The sequence below is a fragment of the Arthrobacter celericrescens genome (assembly GCF_003614925.1).
GTDB lineage: Bacteria > Actinomycetota > Actinomycetes > Actinomycetales > Micrococcaceae > Arthrobacter > Arthrobacter celericrescens.
Window position 1 is genome coordinate 14850 of sequence record NZ_QYLP01000036.1, and the last position, 17690, is coordinate 32539.

Sequence of the window (17690 nt, forward strand, 5' to 3'; positions counted from 1 at the left end):
GGGTGGCGGTGAGGAAGAGGCAATCAGCATGTGACTCTTGACACGTGTTAGGTCGAGGATTTACAGTTCCTAACACGTGTTAGGGAGGAATTAGACATGCCAGGAAGCAACGGGAAGCTGCGTGAAATCTCACGCAGGACTGCCCTTGGCGCCTTGGGCGTGGGAATTGTCGGGACAACCGTGGCGTCGTGGCCGCGGCTGACCGGAACCGACATCCCGGGCCGTGGCGACAACAGCCTCAGCATCGCCATCATGGGTACCGCCGCGGATGCCGCTGCCCGCCAGAAGGTGGTCGACGCATTCGCCAAGGTCCACCCGGACATCAAGGTGAAGGTCCAGGCCATCCAGGCCGTGGACTGGAAGGACTTCTTCACCAAGATCCTCACGATGGTGGCCGCCGGGACCCCGCCGGACGTGGTGTACGTGGCCACGGAAGGCGCCCAGCTGTTCGCCGAGAAGCTGGCCCACCCGCTGGACGAGTACCTGCGCCGGGACGCGGACCATATGAAGGAGTACTTCGCGGACGTCCACCCCAGCCTGGTGGAAGCCTTCATGTACAAGGGCAGCCTGTTCCAGCTTCCCATCGACTGGAACGCCGCCAACATGTACTACAACACCAAGGCCCTCCAGCAGGCAGGCCTGGAGCGGCCGGCGGACGACTGGAACCACCAGGACTTCCGCAGCACCCTGGCCGCCATGCGCAAGGCGCGGCCCTCGGACTTCACCCCGTACTACTGGACCAACCGGCTCTTCGGCGGCGTGGTGCCGTGGCTCTACGCCAACGACACCAGCTTCCTGAAGGAGACCAAGTCCACCGGCGGCCGGTGGCTGTGGGACAGCTTCTACGCCAACGACCCCACCCGCGGCATGCGCTCGGGCGGCTACCAGTGGCTCGAACCCAACGCCGACGATCCCAAGGTCTTCGAATCCTTCGACTTCCTCCGCGGACTGGTCAAGGACGGCCTGGGCGTCCGCCCCGAAGAAGGCGGCGGCAACTCCCTGGTGGGACTCTTCGCCTCCAACCGGATCGGCACCACGCCGGCCGGCGGCTACTGGGTCCAGGGCCTGAGCGAGGCCGGCATGAAGCAGGACGACTACGACGTCCAGTTCTTCCCGAAGTGGCGCACCCAGCGGCACCAGTTCGGCACCGCCGGCTACGCAATCATGAAGACCGCCAAGGACAAGGACGCCGCCTGGGAATGGGTGAAGTTCAGCTCCAGCCTGGATGCCATGCAGATCGTGTTCCCCACGCCGAACACCACCCCGGCCCGGCGCTCCATGGTCAACGAGCAGCTCTACGCCGGCAAAGGTCCGCGGCACTGGAAGGTCTTCTACGACACCCTCGACCGGTTCCCCAGCACCGGTCCCATTCCCGCCCCGCCCCAGCAGGCCGCCGTCGAGACGGCCCTGATGAAGAACGTGTCCCTGGCCGTCAGCGGTGACGAACGCCAGCTGAAGTCGGCACTCGACTCGCTGCAGAGGGACCTCGAATTTGCCTTGAGGAGGCAGCCATGAGCACCGCAAGCGACACGCGCGTGCGCACCAAGGCCGTGCGCGGAAAGGCACAGCGCGCCAACGGCGCCAATAAGGCGGGCAAGCCCGGCCGCTCCGGCCGCGAACGCCAGCCCTGGCTGCCCTGGGTCTTCCTGGCCCCGACCATCGTGGGCATGGGCATCTTCACCGTGCTGCCCATCATCGCCTCCGTGGCGCTGGCCTTCTTCCGTTGGGACATCATCTCGGCGCCGAGTTTCGTGGGCTTCGACAACTTCGCCGAAGTGGTCCAGGACCCCACGGTCCGGGTGTCCTTCCTGAACACCATCCTGTTCGTGGTGGTGGCCGTGGCTCTGCAGCTGGGACTGGCCCTGGGCCTGGCCATCATGGTCCAGGAGAAGCTTCCGGCCTGGCTGCGGGTTTTCTTCCGCAGCGCTTTCTTCTTCCCGCTGATCCTCTCCGCCGCCTCGGTGTCGATCTTCATGCGGTATCTCTTCAACGAACAGTTCGGCGTGGTCAACTGGCTGCTGTCCCTCGTGGGCATCCCAGCGGTTCCCTGGCTGACGACGCCGGGCGGTTCGGCCGCCGTCGTGATCCTGGTGTACGTGTGGCAGAACTTCGGCTTCTCCTTCCTGCTGTTCATCGGCGGGCTGGCCTCGATCCCGGTGGAGACCTATGAAGCCGCGTCGCTCGACGGCGCCACCGGCTGGCGCAAGCATATCCACGTGACCCTGCCGCTGCTCAGCCCCACCACCCTGGTGGCCTCCGTGATGGCGATCATCAACGCCCTCCAGGTCTTCGACCAGCCCTTTGTGCTCACCCGCGGCGGCCCCGGCGACTCCACCCGCACGGCCGTGATGGTGATCTTCGAGTCCGCATTCCAGCGGCTCGAATTCGGCCAGGCCTCGGCGATCGGCGTGATCCTCACCCTGATCATCATGGCCATCACGGCCGCGCAGTTCCGGCTCAGCAAACGATTCGTCTTCTACCAGTGAGGCCCGCCATGACCACCACCATCAAGCGCCCCGCCGCTGAGCGGGTTGTCCGCCGCAGTAAGCGCGACTGGTCCGTCGCAGGCCGGATCGTGCTGCTCTCCATCGCCGCGGTCCTGGTCCTGGGACCCGTGCTGTGGACCCTGTCCACCTCCCTGCGGCCGCCGGCGGAATCGTTCCAGCTGCCGCCGTCGTTCCTGCCGCTGGACCCGGACTTCGTCTCCTATGGGCAGGTCTTCAAGCAGTTGAACATCATCGGGCTCGTGATCAACAGCGCGCTCGTCACCGGCCTGATCGCCGTCGGGCAGATGATCACCGCCGCACTGGCAGGCTACGCCTTCGCGAACCTCAAGTTCCGCGGCCGCGGCGCCCTGTTCTCGATCGTGCTGGCCACCATGATGGTGCCCGCCCAAGTGACGATCGTTCCCGTGTTCATGCTCATCCGCGGCGTCGGGCTCTCCGACACGCTGATGGCGTTGATCCTCCCGGCCATCCCGACGGCGTTCGGCACCTTCCTGATGCGCCAGTACTTCCTGGGGCTGCCGGCCGACCTCGCCGAAGCCGCGGCGATCGACGGTGCCTCCCCGTGGCGGACCTTCCGTTCGGTGTACGCGCCGCTGGCGATGCCGGGCCTGTCGATCGTGGGCATCCTGGCGTTCAACTTCCACTGGAACGAATTCTTCCGGCCGCTCATCATGACCATCTCGGAGCAGAACTTCACGCTCCCGCTGGGCCTGGTCTCACTGCAGGGCAACCTCGGCACCGGAAGCATCTCCGTGGTGCTCGCCGGCGTGGTGCTCTCCATGATCCCGGCCCTGGTGGTCTTCATGTTCGGCCAGCGCGCCCTCCGGGACGGACTCACGGCCGGCACCGGCAAGTAATCACAACGTCTGAAAAGGAACCTCAATGAGCAACCCGGACCTGGCCGCAGCCGTCACCGCGGCCGGCCACGCCGACAGCCCTGCGGACCCTGCGTTTCCGCGCCTGCACCCCCGCCCGGCGCAGGGCTGGATCAACGACCCCAACGGCATCAGCTACCTCAACGGCCGCTACCACGTCTTCTTCCAGTACAACCCGGACTCCGCCCGGCACCACCGGATCTGCTGGGGCCACGTCAGCTCCGCGGACCTGCTGCACTGGGACGAGCACCCCGTGGCGCTGCGGCCCCAGGACGGCGGGCCGGACGACTTCGGCTGCTGGACCGGCGTGGTGACGGACGACGGCGGCGTGCCCACCGCCGCGTACTCGGGCGTCCGTTCCGGTGAGGGTGCCTCGCAGGTGGTCATCGCCCGCGGCTCGGCGGACCTGGTGGACTGGGCCCAGGACGGGCATGTGGCGGTCTCGATGCCGGAGGATCCGCAGGTCACGGCCGTGCGGGACCCCTTTCTGTTCCGCTTCGAGGGCCGGCGCTACGCCATTCAGGGTGCCGGGCTGGCCGACGGGCGCGCCGCGCTGCTGCTCTACCGCGTGGACAGCATGGACCGCTGGGAATACCAGGGCATCTGGCTGACCACGGACAACGCGGCCGGTACGGGCCATGACGTGAACCGGGCCGAGATCTGGGAATGCCCGCAGCTGGTGCGCATTCCGGACGGCGAAGGCGGCACTGCCTGGGTGGCGATGTTCTCGCTCTGGCAGAAAGACGACGACCACGAACACGCCCTCGGCGTCGGCCACCTGATCGGCACCATGGCCGCCGACCCGGCAACGGGCCTGCCCGTGTTCACCCCGCACAGCGCCGGCAAGTCGGACTTCGGCCGGGACTTCTACGCCCCGCAGGTCACCCAGCTCGACGACGCGGCGGACGGAACCCCGCGGGCCCTGCTCTGGGGCTGGGCCAACGAAGGGCCGGGCCGGGACGGCCGCCGGGGCCGCAGCCAGGAAGAGATCGACGCCGCCGGTTGGGCCGGTGTCCTGACCCACCCGCGCGTGCTGTCCCTCGCGGACGGCGAGCTTGCGGTGGCTCCGGCACCGGAGATCGACGGCTACCGGTCCGCACGGCTGGCGGGCGCCGCCGTCGGGCATGTGGACCTGCCGGCGTTCGCGGAAGCAAGGGTCACGGCGTCCTCCGACTTTGCCGGCGGCGAGGTGCGGCTCGTGCTGGGAGATGACCAGACCGTCTTCGCAGGCGCTTTGGCGGCGGGCGAGGAACTGCGGGTCTTCATCGATGCGTCCCTCGTGGAGGTGTACCGCAGCGGTGCAGTGGCCACAACCCTCCGGGCCTACCCCGCGCCGGGCGAGGAATGGCGGCTGGAACTTCCCGCCGGTGCCTCGGCGGAGGTGTGGGAGCTGGCGGCGAAGTAGGCGGTGCGCTCACCCAACTGACTCGCAGTTAACGTCGTTTTGAGCCCTCAAAAAGACAACAACTGCGAGCTAGTTGGGGAGTTAAGCCAGGGACGGGACCGGGCCCGTGGACTCCCGGATCACCAGGCGGCAGGGGACCATTGTTTCCAGGGTGCCGGCTGAGTCCACGGGATCCCCGCTCTCCACCGCGTCCAGCAGCCGGGTCATCGCAGTGGCGCCCATGTCCCGCAGTGGCAGCGCCATGGTGGTCAGGGCGGGGACCATCGTGTTCGCGATGCGGAATTCGTCGTCGTAGCCCATGATCGACAGGTCCCGCGGCACGCTGAGCCCCAGCCGGGCGGCGGCCAGCACGACTCCGACGGCGAGGCGGTCGTTCGCGCACATGATCGCCGTCGGGCGTTCGGCCGGGGACACGCCGTCGAGCAGTTTCATCGCCCCGTTGAAACCGGTGTCGATGTCCCAGCCCGCCAGGAAGACGCGGTCCGCCCGGACGGGCAGCCCCGCGCTGTCGAACGCCGCGCGGAAGCCTTGCACGCGCAGGGGCGCCGCCGGGGAGCTTTGCGCACCGGCGAGGAAGGCGATGTCCCGATGCCCCAGGCCCAGCAGGTGTTCGGTGGCTTCGCGGCCGCCGGACACCTCGTCCGGAATGACGTGGTGCAGGCGCGGCACGGGGGCGTTGTCGATGCAGTTGGCCAGGACCGACGGCACCCGGAGCATGCCCTGCGGCACGTCCAGCGGCTTGAGGCCCACGGTCACGTACATCAGCCCGTCCACCTGCCGGTCGAGCAGGGTTTCCACGGCGCTGGCATCCCGCGAGGAGTCCAGTTCGGTGTCCATCACCACGGTGACGAAGCCGCGGCTGCGGGCGACGTCGTCCGCGCCGCCGATGATGTTGCCGTCGAAGGGGCTGGTGACCACCTCGTCCGAGACGATGCCGATCACGCGCGTGCGCTGGTTCCGCAGGCTCAGGGCGATGGGGTTGGGGGAGTAGTTCAGCTCCGCGGCAGCCTGCCGGATCCGGTCCTGGCTTTCCTTGGCCACGTTGCCGTCCCCGCGGCCGTTGAGCACCAGGGAAACGGCGCTGCGGGAGACGCCCGCGCGTTTGGCGACGTCGAGCGCGGTTGCCTTGCGTTGCATCCCAACTCCTTCACACTGCGTTTTCCCTTGCAGTCTACCTAACGCGTGTGAGGGAAAGGGGGCATTTGCTACCGCTGCAGGAGGGCCGGCGTGAGCAACCGGGAGGCTGTCTGGGAGCGTCTAGCGCGGGATCGAGGACATCACCTGCGCCATGATGATGGAGACCTTAATGCTGGCAACCACGGCGCTCAGCACGAAGGTTCCGATCAGCGCCCACACCGGAGCAAGGCCACGCCCTGCGGCGACACCGTACACGATGACGGAGCGCCCGATGACGTAGACGGCCGGGCTGAGGAAGCACCAGGCCCAATGGAAGGGCCGGACCACGCCGTCCTGGCTGAGCTTCTGCCAATCGAGGTACGCCAGAAGCACCGAGACCCCGTAGAGCAGGAAGCTCGAAACGACGATCGCGAAGTACCACGGCGTGAACAACGAGGCAGGATCAAGCACCTGCCGGGTGCCCACGGTCCGGAAGCGGATCTCGGGGTTCCATGCCAGCAGGAAAGTGACGGACAGCAGCGGCAGGAGTACGACGCCCCAGATATACGGGTTGTCGACGGGGGTCCGGCTGTCTATCTGCGGCCGCGGGGGCGGGCCCGCCCGGAGGGGCTGCCCGGTCTGGAGCGGCTGCCCGGCTTGGATGGGTTGCGCCTGTTGGAATGGTGGCCCGCCGCCGGCCACCTGGTGTGTCCACGCCGTGCCGTCCCACCAGCGGGACCGTCGCGTGTCCGCGGGATCGGGATACCAGCCTGGAGGTGGGGTGGAACCGCTGCCGGGGTGCGTCATTGTGGGCTCCCAAAACTGTGCTTGTCCCCTGAGGATAATCCTCCCGGGGCATTCGCGCGCCCCCTCCCGTGCACGGACCTGCGGCGCATACGGAGCCACCCGAAACCGGCTCCTGTCGAAACCGTCTGCAAGGTTGTAGCCTAGGCCTGCCGGTTGTCACCGGCAGGCTCTATGGGGGTGGGTCGATGTCAATTTGCCGCAGGATTCTTGCGTTTGTCCTGGTTCCTTTGCTGCTTCTTTGTCTTGGTTCCTGCGCCCTGGGTCAGGGCGGGACTGCCCCGAGTTCACCGACGTCCTCTTCCGCGGGGCCTGGCGCTAGTACATTGTCGAGGGGCAAGCCGCTGCCGTTGTACTCCAGAGCTGAATTGCACGCGATGGTCGGCAGCCTCCGCTCAAGCGACGGAGCAGAGGCAGACGTCTTCGACGAAGAGGAACTCCTTTCCCGCCAGGACCCGGAAACCTATGCTCCTAAGGACATGACCAGCGTTCCCGCTGAATGCACCGACGACTTCCGGGCCACGCAATTGTCCGACGTCCGGATCGAAAGCGCAGGAGCGATGCTTAGCGACAGGGACAGTATTTCGTTCCTGATGATCTCCTCGGACAGTTCCGGTCTTCTCTGGGCGAAGATGCATGGCATCGACAGGTTCCTCGGGTACTGCGATGGCGCAACGCTTACCGTCGACAAGCAGCGGATGAAGCTTGAACTGGACAGACTCTGGCCGGACCTCAACGGCTCGAAGTCCTTCAGCTACGTGTACACCATCACCGGGCCGGGCTTCAGCGACAAGTGGCTCCTCATGATGAGCATGAGCGGGAACCTGTTCGTCTCGGGCAGCCATCCGCTATTCGATGGACAGGACCTCCAGGCAGCGCAAGCGGAACTGCGCAGCTATGTCAATGCCGCCCTTGACCTCGCCAAGCAGCCCAACGAAGGCATTTCCGCCGGACCCCCAGGCACCCCGGCGTAGGCCTGTAAACGCGCGCCCCCTCGTCGGACACCCCCGGATACAGTGGCAACATGCCTGAACGCGCCGCCGGAGCAACCACGCCGCTGCCCGCCCTCGAGGAACTCCTGGCCACCGCCCGCGTGGTGAGCCTGCCGATGCGGGTCAAGTTCCGCGGCATCATGGAGCGCGAAACGCTGCTCATCGAGGGGCCGGCCGGCTGGGGCGAATTCTGCCCCTTCCCCGAGTACGGCGACGCCGAGGCCTCCCGCTGGCTCGCCGCCGCCGTCGAGGCCGCCTGGACCGGATTCCCCGAACCGCTCCGCCGCAGCATCCCCGTCAACGCCACGGTCCCCGCCGTCGATGCCGCCCGGGTGCCCGAAGTGCTCGCCCGCTTCGGCCGCGTGGACGCCGTCAAGGTCAAGGTCGCAGAGCGGGGCCAGGATCTGGCCGAGGACATCGCCCGCGTCGAAGCCGTCCGGGAAGCACTACCGGACGCCGCGGTCCGGGTGGACGCGAACGGCGGCTGGGACGTGCCGCAGGCGGTGGAGGCACTCGGCCGGCTCGCCGCCGTCGGGCTCGAATACGCCGAGCAGCCGGTGCCGGACATCGACGGGCTCGCCGAGGTCCGCCGGCGGCTCGCCGCACGTGGCACACACGTGCTGATTGCCGCCGACGAGTCCGTGCGCAAGGAGGACGACCCCCTGAAGGTGGCCCGGGCCGGGGCCGCTGACCTGATCGTCGTGAAGGTGGCGCCGCTGGGCGGGGTCCGGCGTGCCCTGGAGATCGTGGCGCAGGCCGGGCTGCCCGCCGTCGTCAGCTCCGCCCTCGACACCTCCGTGGGAATCCGCGCGGGCCTCGCGCTCGCTGCCTCCCTGCCGGAACTGCCGTACGCGTGCGGGTTGGGGACCGTCCGGCTGTTCGAGTCGGACATCACCCTGGATCCGCTGGTGCCCGACGACGGCGCCATCGCCGTGCGCGACGCGGTGGCCGACCCCGGGCTGCTGGAGCGGTACGCGGCACCCGCGGACCGCCGCGGCTGGTGGCTGGAACGGCTCCGCCGGGTGCACGGCGTCCTGGCAACCGCGGAATCCTCGGCACGGACCGAGTTCACCCAGACTTAACCAGAGCGTCCTCTCAGATTCCCCTTGCGCTGAAAGGGTGGCCGGGACCCAGTGACTACCCGGAGGCCTCCCATGTCTGAAACGCCCGCCCGTACCTTCCCGCTCCTGCCGATGCTCGGCCACACCAGGGGCAAGCGCAGCCCGGTGACCTGCGCCCTCAAGTGCGACAACGCGTGCGCCAGCCCCGCGTGCAACACCAGCTCCAACTCCTACTTCCGCGACATTGCTTCCGCGGCAATGTCCCGACGCGCGGCCCTGGGCCTGGGCGCGGCCGGTGCGCTCGCCGTCGCGCTCGGCGGGAACTTGGCCACTGCTGAAGGTGCAGAAGCCGCTGAAGGGCTGTCCGCCGCCGCCAAGGCCGGTTTTAACACATCCAAGCTCGGCTTCACCCCGATTGCTCCGGTGGACTACACCGTGGACGAATTCACCGTTCCCGAAGGCTACGCGTGGCGTCCGATCATCCGCTGGGGCGACCCGCTCTTCAACGACAGCCCGGACTTCGATCCTGCTGCGCAGAGCCCCGAGGCACAGGCCCGCCAGTTCGGCTACAACAACGACTACTCGGACATCATTGAGCTGCCCGGCAGCAAGGGCCGCCGCGCCGTGATGTTCGCCAACCACGAGTACACGAACGACAGCCTGATGTTCTCGCAGGCCGAGACCGCAGCCGATCCGGCCCGTGTGCGTGCCGTGGCCCGCGCGGCCCAGGGCCTGACCGTTGTCGAGCTGCAGCGCGGGAACAGGAACCAGCCGTGGAGCTACGTCAAGGGCGCCCCGCTGAACCGCCGCTTCCTGACCGAAACCGAGTACCAGCTGACCGGCCCGGCCGCCGGCTCATCCCTGCTCAAGACCGTTGCAGACCCCTCTGGCCGCCGCCCCAAGGGCACCATCGGCAACTGCTCCGGCGGCACCACCCCGTGGGGCACCATCCTCTCCGGCGAAGAGAACTTCCAGGGCTACTTCCGCGCCCCGGGCACCTCGGCCGGCGATCTGCGTTACGGCCTGAAGGACAAGCAGTCCACCTTCGGCTGGGAACTGGACGAGCCGCGCTGGGACACCCGCAACCCGGGCTACGAGAACGAAGCCAACCGCTTCGGCTGGATCGTCGAGGTGGACCCGATGGACCCGACGTCGACCCCCAAGAAGCACACGTCCTTGGGTCGGCTGAAGCACGAAGGCGCCAACATCCAGATCGCCGCGAACGGCAAGGCCGTGGCCTACACCGGTGACGACGAGCGCTTCGACTACCTCTACAAGTTCGTCTCCAAAGGCACCTTCCGCACCGGCAGCACCGTTGCAGACCGCGAACTGAACAAGACCCTGCTGCACGAAGGCGACCTCTACGTTGCGCAGTTCACCGGCGACTCCCCGGTCTCCGAAATCACCGGAACCGGCGCGCTGCCGGCCGACGGTTCCTTCGACGGCACCGGCCGCTGGCTGCCGCTCGTGGTCGACGGCGCATCCGCCGTTGCGGGCATGACCGTCGCCGAGGTTCTCGTTTACACCCGCCTCGCCGCGGACAAGGCCGGCGCCACCAAGATGGACCGCTGTGAAGACGTCCAGCCGAACCCCGCCACCGGCAAGGTCTACGTCGCCTGCACCAACAACTCGGACCGCGGCAAGGTGGGCAAGGAAGGCGCCACCGAGGTCAACCCGCGCACCCTCAACCGCGACGGCCACGTGGTGGAGATCATCGAGGACGGCGGAGACCAGACCGCCACCACCTTCACCTGGAACCTGCTGCTCGTTGCCGGCGACCCCGCCAAGAACACCAGCACCTACTTCTCCGGCTACCCGGCGGACAAGGTTTCCCCGATCTCCTGCCCGGACAACCTGGCCTTCGACTCCGTGGGCAACCTGTGGATCTCCACCGACGGCGCCCCGGGCGTCATCGGCTACAACGACGGCCTGTTCAAGGTCACGCTGGAAGGACCGGAGCGCGGCAAGGTGGAGCAGTTCCTCTCCGTGCCGCGCGACGCCGAAACCTGCGGCCCGATCATCCACGATGAGGAACGCCACGTGTTCGTCTCCGTGCAGCACCCGGGTGAGGAAGGCACTTACGAGGCGCCGAATTCGTACTTCCCGGACTACGTGCCGGCCGCCGGCCAGGCCAAGCCCGGCCAGTTCAAGGGTCCGCGTCCGTCCGTGGTCCAGGTCTACCGCGTGGACTAAGCGCCTCCGCAGTCTCCAAACGCGGGGTCACTCCGCGCCCATGTTTGCGCCAAACATGGGCCGTGAGTGACCCCGCGTTGCTAATTAGACTTAGGTCCGTGACTTCCCCGGACTCCCTGACCTCGCTCGCCGCCGCACGGATCGCCGTGGCCACCCTGCTCGACGCCGGGGTCCGGCACGTGGTGGTCTCTCCCGGTTCGCGCTCGGCACCCATGGCCTACGCCCTCGCGGAGGCCGAAGCTGCCGGCCGGGTCACCCTGCTGGTGCGGATCGACGAGCGTTCGGCCGGGTTCACGGCCCTGGGCCTGGCCCTGTCCACAGGCACGCCCGCGGCAGTCCTCACTACCTCGGGCACCGCCGTCGGGAACCTGCTGCCCGCGGTCATGGAAGCCAACCACTCCGCCGTGCCGCTCGTGGTCCTCTCCGCGGACCGGCCCGCCGAGCTGCACGGAACCGGGGCGAACCAGACCACCCTCCAAATGGACCTCTTCGGCGAACACGTCCGCTTCGCCGTCGACGTTCCGGCCGGGGACAACCCGCAACGGGCGGTCCGCACCGCGCTGCACGCCGCCAGCGGCGCCCTCGAAGGAACCCCGCCCGGGCCGGTGCAGCTGAACCTCGCCTTCCGCGAGCCCCTGGTTCCGGAACCGGGGGAGGCCCTGCCGGCGCGCGAGGGCCGGGGCGTCTTCCATTACGACGCCGGCCCGGAGGTCCTCGAGCTGCCCGCCGCCTCCGGGGAGCTGCCCGAGCGGCGCACCGTGGTCCTGGCCGGGCACGATGCCGGCGCCGTCGCCGAGGCGTTCGCCCGCTCCCACGGCCTGCCGCTGCTCGCCGAACCGTCCTCCAACGCACGCTTCGGCCCCAACGCCGTGGGCCCGTACCGGCTGCTCCTGGAGCACTTCTCTGCGGATTCCGCGCTGCCGATCGAACGCGTGGTGGTGTTCGGCCGCCCGACGCTTTCGCGCCCGGTGGCCGCGCTGCTGGCGCGCACCGAGGTTGAAACGGCCCTGTACGAACCCGTCCCCGTGGCCTGGTACGAGCACGGCCGGCGCCGCGAAACACCCATCGAAACCCTCGCGGCACTCGGCGAATTCGCCGGCCGTGGCGCCGCCGGATGGCTCGACGCCTGGCTGCTGGCCGGTGCCGCCGCGCAGCACGCGCTGGACGGTGTCATGTCCGCGGAGGCCCTGCCCACCGGGCCCGCCGTGGCCGCGACCGTCTGGGAACACGCCCGCGGCCGGCTGGTGCTGGGCTCCTCCAACGGCATCCGCGACGTGGACCTCGCCGGGCAGCCGCAGCCGGCGCCGCTGGCCACCGTGGATGCCAACCGCGGCCTCGCCGGGATCGACGGCACCATTGCCACCGCCACCGGGATCGCCCTCGGCTCTGGCCGCGAAACCACGCTCCTGCTGGGCGACATCACCTTCCTGCACGACGCCGGCAGCCTGCTGCTCGGCAGCGGGGAAACGGAGCCGGACCTGCGGATCGTGGTCCTCAACGACTCCGGCGGCGCGATCTTCGGGCTTCTGGAGCACGGGGCTTTCCTCGAACGCAGCGGCGTGGAAGCGGACGGCGGCTACGGCACCGCCGTCGAACGCCTCTTCGGCACCCCGCACACCGCGGACATCCGCTCGCTGGCAGCCGCGTACGGCGTCGCGTACTCGCGCGCGGGCACGACGGCGGAACTCGCCGCCGCGCTGACCGCGCCGCTGAAGGGCCGCAGCATCGTGGAAGTCCGCACCGACCGTTCCGGCCTCCGGGCACTCCACGGGCGCATCAAGGCCGCGGTGGGGGAGGCCGCCGCGAAAGTACTGGCGGCGGCGTAACCCTCTGCTTTCGACGCGCTTCCTGCCCGACGCACAGGGAATTCGCGCGTCGCCGGGCGTGAAACGGGTCGCCGGGAACGGGCGCGAGGTTGTCCACATAGCGGTTCCAGTGGCTTTCGCGGCCGCTGTTCCGGATGTGAGGCTCGATGAATGACGGACATCCCACGGCTCATCCTTGCCCGCGACTCTGCCATCCATGGTGCGAGCGCGAAGGACCTCGCCCGGCAGGCGAAGTCCGGCCTGCTCCACCGGGTGCGGCGGGGAGTATACGTGGAGCGGGCCTCGTGGGCGGGGTTGAAGCCGTGGGAACAATACCGGCTGAGGGTCAGCGCGGCCGCCGAAACCTTTGAAAGCCGTACCGTTTTCGCACGACAGTCGGCGGCGTCGGTGCACGGAATTCCCACGGTTGGCAGCCATTCCGTGTGTGCCCTGACTTTCCGGAACGATGGCGGCCGCTCCAGGGCCGGTGTGGTGCGGCACTTTGCCGATCCTGCCGGCGTCGAGATCCGCAGGGTGGATGGCCTGTTGGTCACTGACCGGCTCCGTACCGTCTTGGACCTGGCCGCGCACACGTCGTTCGTCGAAGCCGTTGTACCAGTGGACCATGTCCTGAAGCGTGACCGGGAGCGCGGTTTTCCGGCCCTTGGCAAAGAGGAACTGCTTGCCGCGGCCGAGGGCCGGTACAGCGCGGCGGCGATGCGCAGGATCCATGCCGTGGTGTCATTCGCGAATCCTTTGTCCGGGTCCGCCGGTGAATCGTACAGCCGGGCCCTGATGCATGCCGCTGGATTTGAGCCACCCATCCTGCAGCAGGAATTCAGGGACCAGCGTGGCTTGATCGGATACACGGATTTCTACTGGAAAAAGGCCCGGCTCGTAGGCGAATTCGATGGTTTCGCGAAGTACCAAAAGGAGGAGTACCTCAACGGGATGACGCCTGCGGAAGCTGTGGTCAAGGAGAAGGAGCGGGAGGACCGGATCCGCGCCACCGGATGCGGCGTGAGCCGTTGGGTATGGCGTGAACTGATGGACCCTGCCGGGTTGGAGAAGAAGCTGCTGGCGGCCGGCGTGCCACGACGCCCTGCCCGCTCGGCGCTGTGAATTCGACGCGGTTCGTGCCTTCCGACGCGCTTCGCTCCTCGCGCACCGGGACGGCGGGTGTCGTCAGGAAGTTTGGGCGGCGCCGGGGAACTCGCGTGTCGTGGGTAGGTGAGCGCGGCATGCCTGCAGGAGACCATCGAACCGGGACCCATCGTATAGGGACCGGTCGATGCCCGGCGTTCGCCTCGACGCGTGGTATCGAGCACAATAGCCCCATGGCTAACAGCAGTGCCCGGCTTCCCCGGCTCGAGGACGTGGCGGAGCGCGCGGGAGTCTCCCACCAGACCGTCTCCCGGGTGATCAACAACCACCCCAACGTCAGCAAGTCCACCCGCGAGCGGGTCGAAGCCGCCATCGCCGAACTCGGCTACCGGCGGAACACGGCGGCCCGCAGCCTGGTGACCAGGCGCTCGCAGACCATCGGCGTCCTGGGCAGCGAACTTTCGCAGTACGGCCCGGCCAACACCCTCCTTGGAGTGGAACAGGCTGCGCGCGACGCCGGCTATTTCGTCAGCATCGCGGCGCTGCGGACCGTAAGCCGCGAGGCGATCTTCGATGCGATCCAGCACTTCCTGGACCAATCCGTGGACGGCATCGTGGTGATCGTGCCCCACGTCGAAACCCTGCTGGCCCTGGAGGAACAGGCTCCGGGCGTTCCGGTGGTTGCCGTGGGCGCCTCGGGCAGCGGGTCCGTGAGCGGGGCGATGGTGGACCAGAAACGCGGCGCCGAGCTCGCCGTCGCGCACCTGATCGAACAGGGCCACCACAGGATCGGCCACATCGCCGGACCCCAGGACTGGATCGACGGCGCCGCCCGCGCCGAGGGCTGGAGCACTGCCCTGCGGGCTGCCGGGCTGGCGGACGACCTCCTGATGGAAGGGGACTGGAGCGCGGGCAGCGGCTACGAAATCGGCCGGGAGCTCGCCGCGGAACGGTCAGCCACCGCGATCTTCGTCGGCAACGACCAGATGTCCCTGGGCCTGCTCCGGGCCTTCAATGAGGCCGGGGTCCGGGTGCCCGAAGACGTCTCCGTGGTCGGCTTCGACGACCAGCCCGAGTCCGGGTACTTCACCCCGCCGCTCACCACGGTCCGGCAGGACTTCGAGGAGCTGGGCCGGCGCTGCATGGACCTGATGCTCGCCGCCCTCGCGAAGGGCGAGACCGCCACGACTGTGGTGGAGCCCGAACTCGTGATCCGGCGGAGCACCGCGGCCCTGGCCTGACACGCGCACGGAACGTGACGCAGGCTACTTGACGGATGAATTTGTTAGCGCTCACAATGGTGTCAGCCCGCGAAGCGGCGGGCGGCATTTCTTGGAGGATTCATGGACGTCATTGCAGACGGCAGCGAAAACTATGTGATCGGGGTGGACTATGGCACCCTGTCCGGCCGGGCCGTTGTGGTGCGGGTCCGGGACGGCAAGGAACTCGGCAGCGGGGTGTTCGATTACCCGCACGCGGTGGTCACTGATGCGCTTCCGGCGGACGTAGCAGGCGACGACGGCGCTGCCCGGCTTCCCGGCGAATGGGCGCTGCAGGTGCCGGATGACTACCGGGAGGTGCTCCGGCGGGCAGTCCCCGCCGCTATCGCCGACGCCGGGATCGACCCGGCCGCCGTCGTCGGAATCGCCACGGACTTCACCGCCTGCACCATGGTGCCGGTGAAAGCGGACGGCACCCCGCTCAACGAGGTCCCCGGCTTCGCGGACCGGCCGCACGCCTACGTGAAGCTGTGGCGGCACCACGCCGCGCAGGGCCAGGCGGACCGCATCAACGCCCTCGCCGCCGAACGCGGGGAGTCCTGGCTGCCGCGCTACGGCGGGCTGATCTCCTCCGAATGGGAATTCGCCAAGGGGCTCCAACTGCTCGAAGAAGACCCCGAGGCTTACGCCGCGATGGACCACTGGGTGGAAGCCGCGGACTGGATCGTCTGGCAGTTGTGCGGCAACTACGTCCGGAACGCGTGCACCGCCGGCTACAAGGGCATCTACCAGGACGGCCGCTACCCCTCGGAAGACTTCCTCGCGGCGCTGAACCCGGAGTTCAGGGACTTCGTCAGCAGCAAGCTCGAGCACAGCATCGGCCGCCTCGGTGACGCCGCCGGCCGCCTGACGGCCGAGGCCGCCGCCTGGACCGGGCTGCCGGAGGGCATCGCCGTCGCTGTCGGCAACGTGGATGCGCACGTCACGGCACCCGCGGCCCGGGCCGTGGAACCGGGACAGCTCGTGGCCATCATGGGCACCTCCACCTGCCACGTCATGAACGGCGCCGAGCTGCGGGAAGTCCCTGGCATGTGCGGCGTGGTGGACGGCGGCATCGTGGACGGTCTCTGGGGCTACGAGGCCGGCCAGTCCGGCGTCGGCGACATCTTCGGCTGGTTCACCAAGCACGGGGTCCCGCCGGAATACCACCAGGCTGCCGCTGCGGCCGGGCAGGGGATTCACGAATACCTGACCTCGCTCGCATCCGGGCAGGCCATCGGCGAGCACGGCCTGGTGGCGCTCGACTGGCACTCCGGCAACCGCTCGGTGCTTGTGGACCACGAACTCTCGGGCGCGATCGTAGGACAGACCCTGGCCACACGCCCCGAGGACATCTACCGGGCCCTGCTCGAGGCCACCGCCTTCGGCACCCGCACCATCGTGGACGCGTTCCGGGATTCCGGCGTTCCGGTGCAGGAATTCATCGTGGCCGGCGGCCTGCTGAAGAACCGGCTCCTCATGCAGATCTACGCGGACGTCACCGGCCTGCAGCTCTCCACAATCGGCTCCACCCAGGGCCCGGCGCTGGGCTCCGCCATCCATGCCGCCGTGGCCGCCGGCCGCTATCGGGACATCAGGTCCGCAGCCGCCGCCATGGGCGCGGAACCTGGCGCCGTGTACACCCCGATCCCGGAAAACGTCGCAGCCTACGAGGAACTGTTCCGTGAGTACCGCACCCTGCACGACTACTTCGGCAGGGGGAGCAACGAGGTGATGCACCGGCTCAAGTCGATCCAGCGCAAGGCCCGGGCAGGGCTGGACGCAAGCGCCGCCGTCGAACTCGCCGCCAACGCAGCGCTTGCGGCAAACGAAACAGGAGTCCCCGCATGAGCACCTTGCTGGAAACAATTGCCACAGTCCGCCGGGACGTCTGCGAGCTGCACGCCGAGCTGACCCGGTATGAACTGGTCGTCTGGACCGCGGGCAACGTCTCCGGGCGCGTCCCCGGCCATGAGTTGATGGTCATCAAACCGTCGGGCGTCTCCTACGACGAGCTGACGCCGGAGCTGATGGTCGTCACCGACCTCCATGGGACTCCGGTGGACGGCGACTCGACGGTCCACTGGGGCAATCCCGGGCTATCGCCGTCCTCGGACACCGCCGCCCACGCCTACGTGTACCGGAACATGCCCGAGGTGGGCGGGGTGGTCCACACGCACTCCACCTACGCCACGGCCTGGGCCGCGCGCGGCGAGGAAATCCCGTGCGTGCTGACCATGATGGGCGACGAGTTCGGCGGATCCATTCCGGTGGGCCCGTTCGCGCTGATCGGTGACGACTCGATCGGCCGCGGCATCGTGGAGACCCTCACGGCGTCCAACTCCCCGGCGGTGCTCATGCAGAACCACGGCCCCTTCACCATCGGCAAGGACGCCCGCGCCGCCGTCAAGGCCGCCGTCATGTGCGAAGAGGTGGCCCGCACGGTCCACATCGCACGGCAGCTCGGTGAGCCCGTACCCATCGACGGGGCCAAGATCGATTCGCTCTACGAGCGCTACCAGAACGTCTACGGCCGTTAGGCCCAGCAACCAGGCCGTTAGGCCCAACA

At 68.5% G+C, this 17690-nt stretch carries 14 protein-coding genes; 12 read left to right on the forward strand and 2 right to left on the reverse strand.

Annotation, left to right across the window (positions count from 1 at the left end):
- Positions 1–96 precede the first annotated feature (96 nt).
- The 4 genes from D3654_RS09315 to D3654_RS09330 are packed head-to-tail and all read left to right on the forward strand — an operon-like array spanning position 97 to position 4787.
- Positions 97–1515, forward strand: coding sequence for an ABC transporter substrate-binding protein (locus tag D3654_RS09315; RefSeq protein WP_120521223.1), 1419 nt, complete (start codon positions 97–99; stop codon positions 1513–1515).
- Entirely contained in the window at positions 1512–2486 is a 975-nt protein-coding gene (locus D3654_RS09320; RefSeq protein ID WP_120521224.1) for a carbohydrate ABC transporter permease, read from the forward strand. Before D3654_RS09315 ends, D3654_RS09320 begins: the two co-directional genes overlap by 4 nt.
- 8 nt (positions 2487–2494) lie before the next feature.
- On the forward strand, positions 2495–3364 hold the full coding sequence (locus D3654_RS09325) for a carbohydrate ABC transporter permease (protein WP_120521225.1): 870 nt from the start codon (positions 2495–2497) through the stop codon (positions 3362–3364).
- 25 nt (positions 3365–3389) lie between these two features.
- Positions 3390–4787: a glycoside hydrolase family 32 protein gene (locus tag D3654_RS09330; protein WP_120521226.1), complete on the forward strand. Its 1398-nt coding sequence runs from the start codon at positions 3390–3392 to the stop codon at positions 4785–4787.
- Positions 4788–4868: 81 nt separating this feature from the next.
- On the opposite strand, the gene D3654_RS09335 is transcribed toward D3654_RS09330, so the two are convergent.
- Complete coding sequence (locus tag D3654_RS09335; protein WP_120521227.1) at positions 4869–5924, reverse strand: LacI family DNA-binding transcriptional regulator; 1056 nt, start codon at positions 5922–5924, stop codon at positions 4869–4871.
- 120 nt (positions 5925–6044) lie between these two features.
- Complete coding sequence (locus D3654_RS09340) at positions 6045–6710, reverse strand: DUF2510 domain-containing protein (RefSeq protein WP_120521228.1); 666 nt, start codon at positions 6708–6710, stop codon at positions 6045–6047.
- Positions 6711–7084: 374 nt separating this feature from the next.
- Between D3654_RS09340 and D3654_RS09345 the strand changes: the two genes are divergently transcribed.
- From D3654_RS09345 to D3654_RS09380, 8 genes are all read left to right on the forward strand, one after another.
- On the forward strand, positions 7085–7681 hold the full coding sequence (locus D3654_RS09345; RefSeq protein WP_120521229.1) for a hypothetical protein: 597 nt from the start codon (positions 7085–7087) through the stop codon (positions 7679–7681).
- A 50-nt stretch (positions 7682–7731) separates the two neighbouring features.
- Positions 7732–8781 (forward strand): o-succinylbenzoate synthase, encoded by a 1050-nt coding sequence (locus tag D3654_RS09350; protein ID WP_120521230.1) that lies wholly within the window; start codon positions 7732–7734, stop codon positions 8779–8781.
- Positions 8782–8853: 72 nt separating this feature from the next.
- Entirely contained in the window at positions 8854–10953 is a 2100-nt protein-coding gene (locus tag D3654_RS09355; RefSeq protein WP_120521231.1) for a PhoX family protein, read from the forward strand.
- A 98-nt stretch (positions 10954–11051) separates the two neighbouring features.
- Positions 11052–12779, forward strand: coding sequence for a 2-succinyl-5-enolpyruvyl-6-hydroxy-3-cyclohexene-1-carboxylic-acid synthase (gene menD, locus D3654_RS09360; protein ID WP_120521232.1), 1728 nt, complete (start codon positions 11052–11054; stop codon positions 12777–12779).
- Positions 12780–12929: 150 nt separating this feature from the next.
- Entirely contained in the window at positions 12930–13880 is a 951-nt protein-coding gene (locus tag D3654_RS09365) for a type IV toxin-antitoxin system AbiEi family antitoxin domain-containing protein (protein ID WP_120521233.1), read from the forward strand.
- Positions 13881–14095: 215 nt separating this feature from the next.
- Positions 14096–15103 (forward strand): LacI family DNA-binding transcriptional regulator, encoded by a 1008-nt coding sequence (locus D3654_RS09370; RefSeq protein ID WP_120521234.1) that lies wholly within the window; start codon positions 14096–14098, stop codon positions 15101–15103.
- A gap of 102 nt (positions 15104–15205) precedes the next feature.
- On the forward strand, positions 15206–16972 hold the full coding sequence (gene araB, locus D3654_RS09375; protein WP_120521235.1) for a ribulokinase: 1767 nt from the start codon (positions 15206–15208) through the stop codon (positions 16970–16972).
- Positions 16969–17661 carry an L-ribulose-5-phosphate 4-epimerase gene (locus D3654_RS09380; protein WP_120521236.1) on the forward strand — a complete coding sequence of 231 codons (693 nt, stop codon included), beginning with the start codon at positions 16969–16971 and terminating at the stop codon, positions 17659–17661. The genes araB and D3654_RS09380 overlap by 4 nt, the downstream gene beginning before the upstream one ends.
- Positions 17662–17690 lie beyond the last annotated feature (29 nt).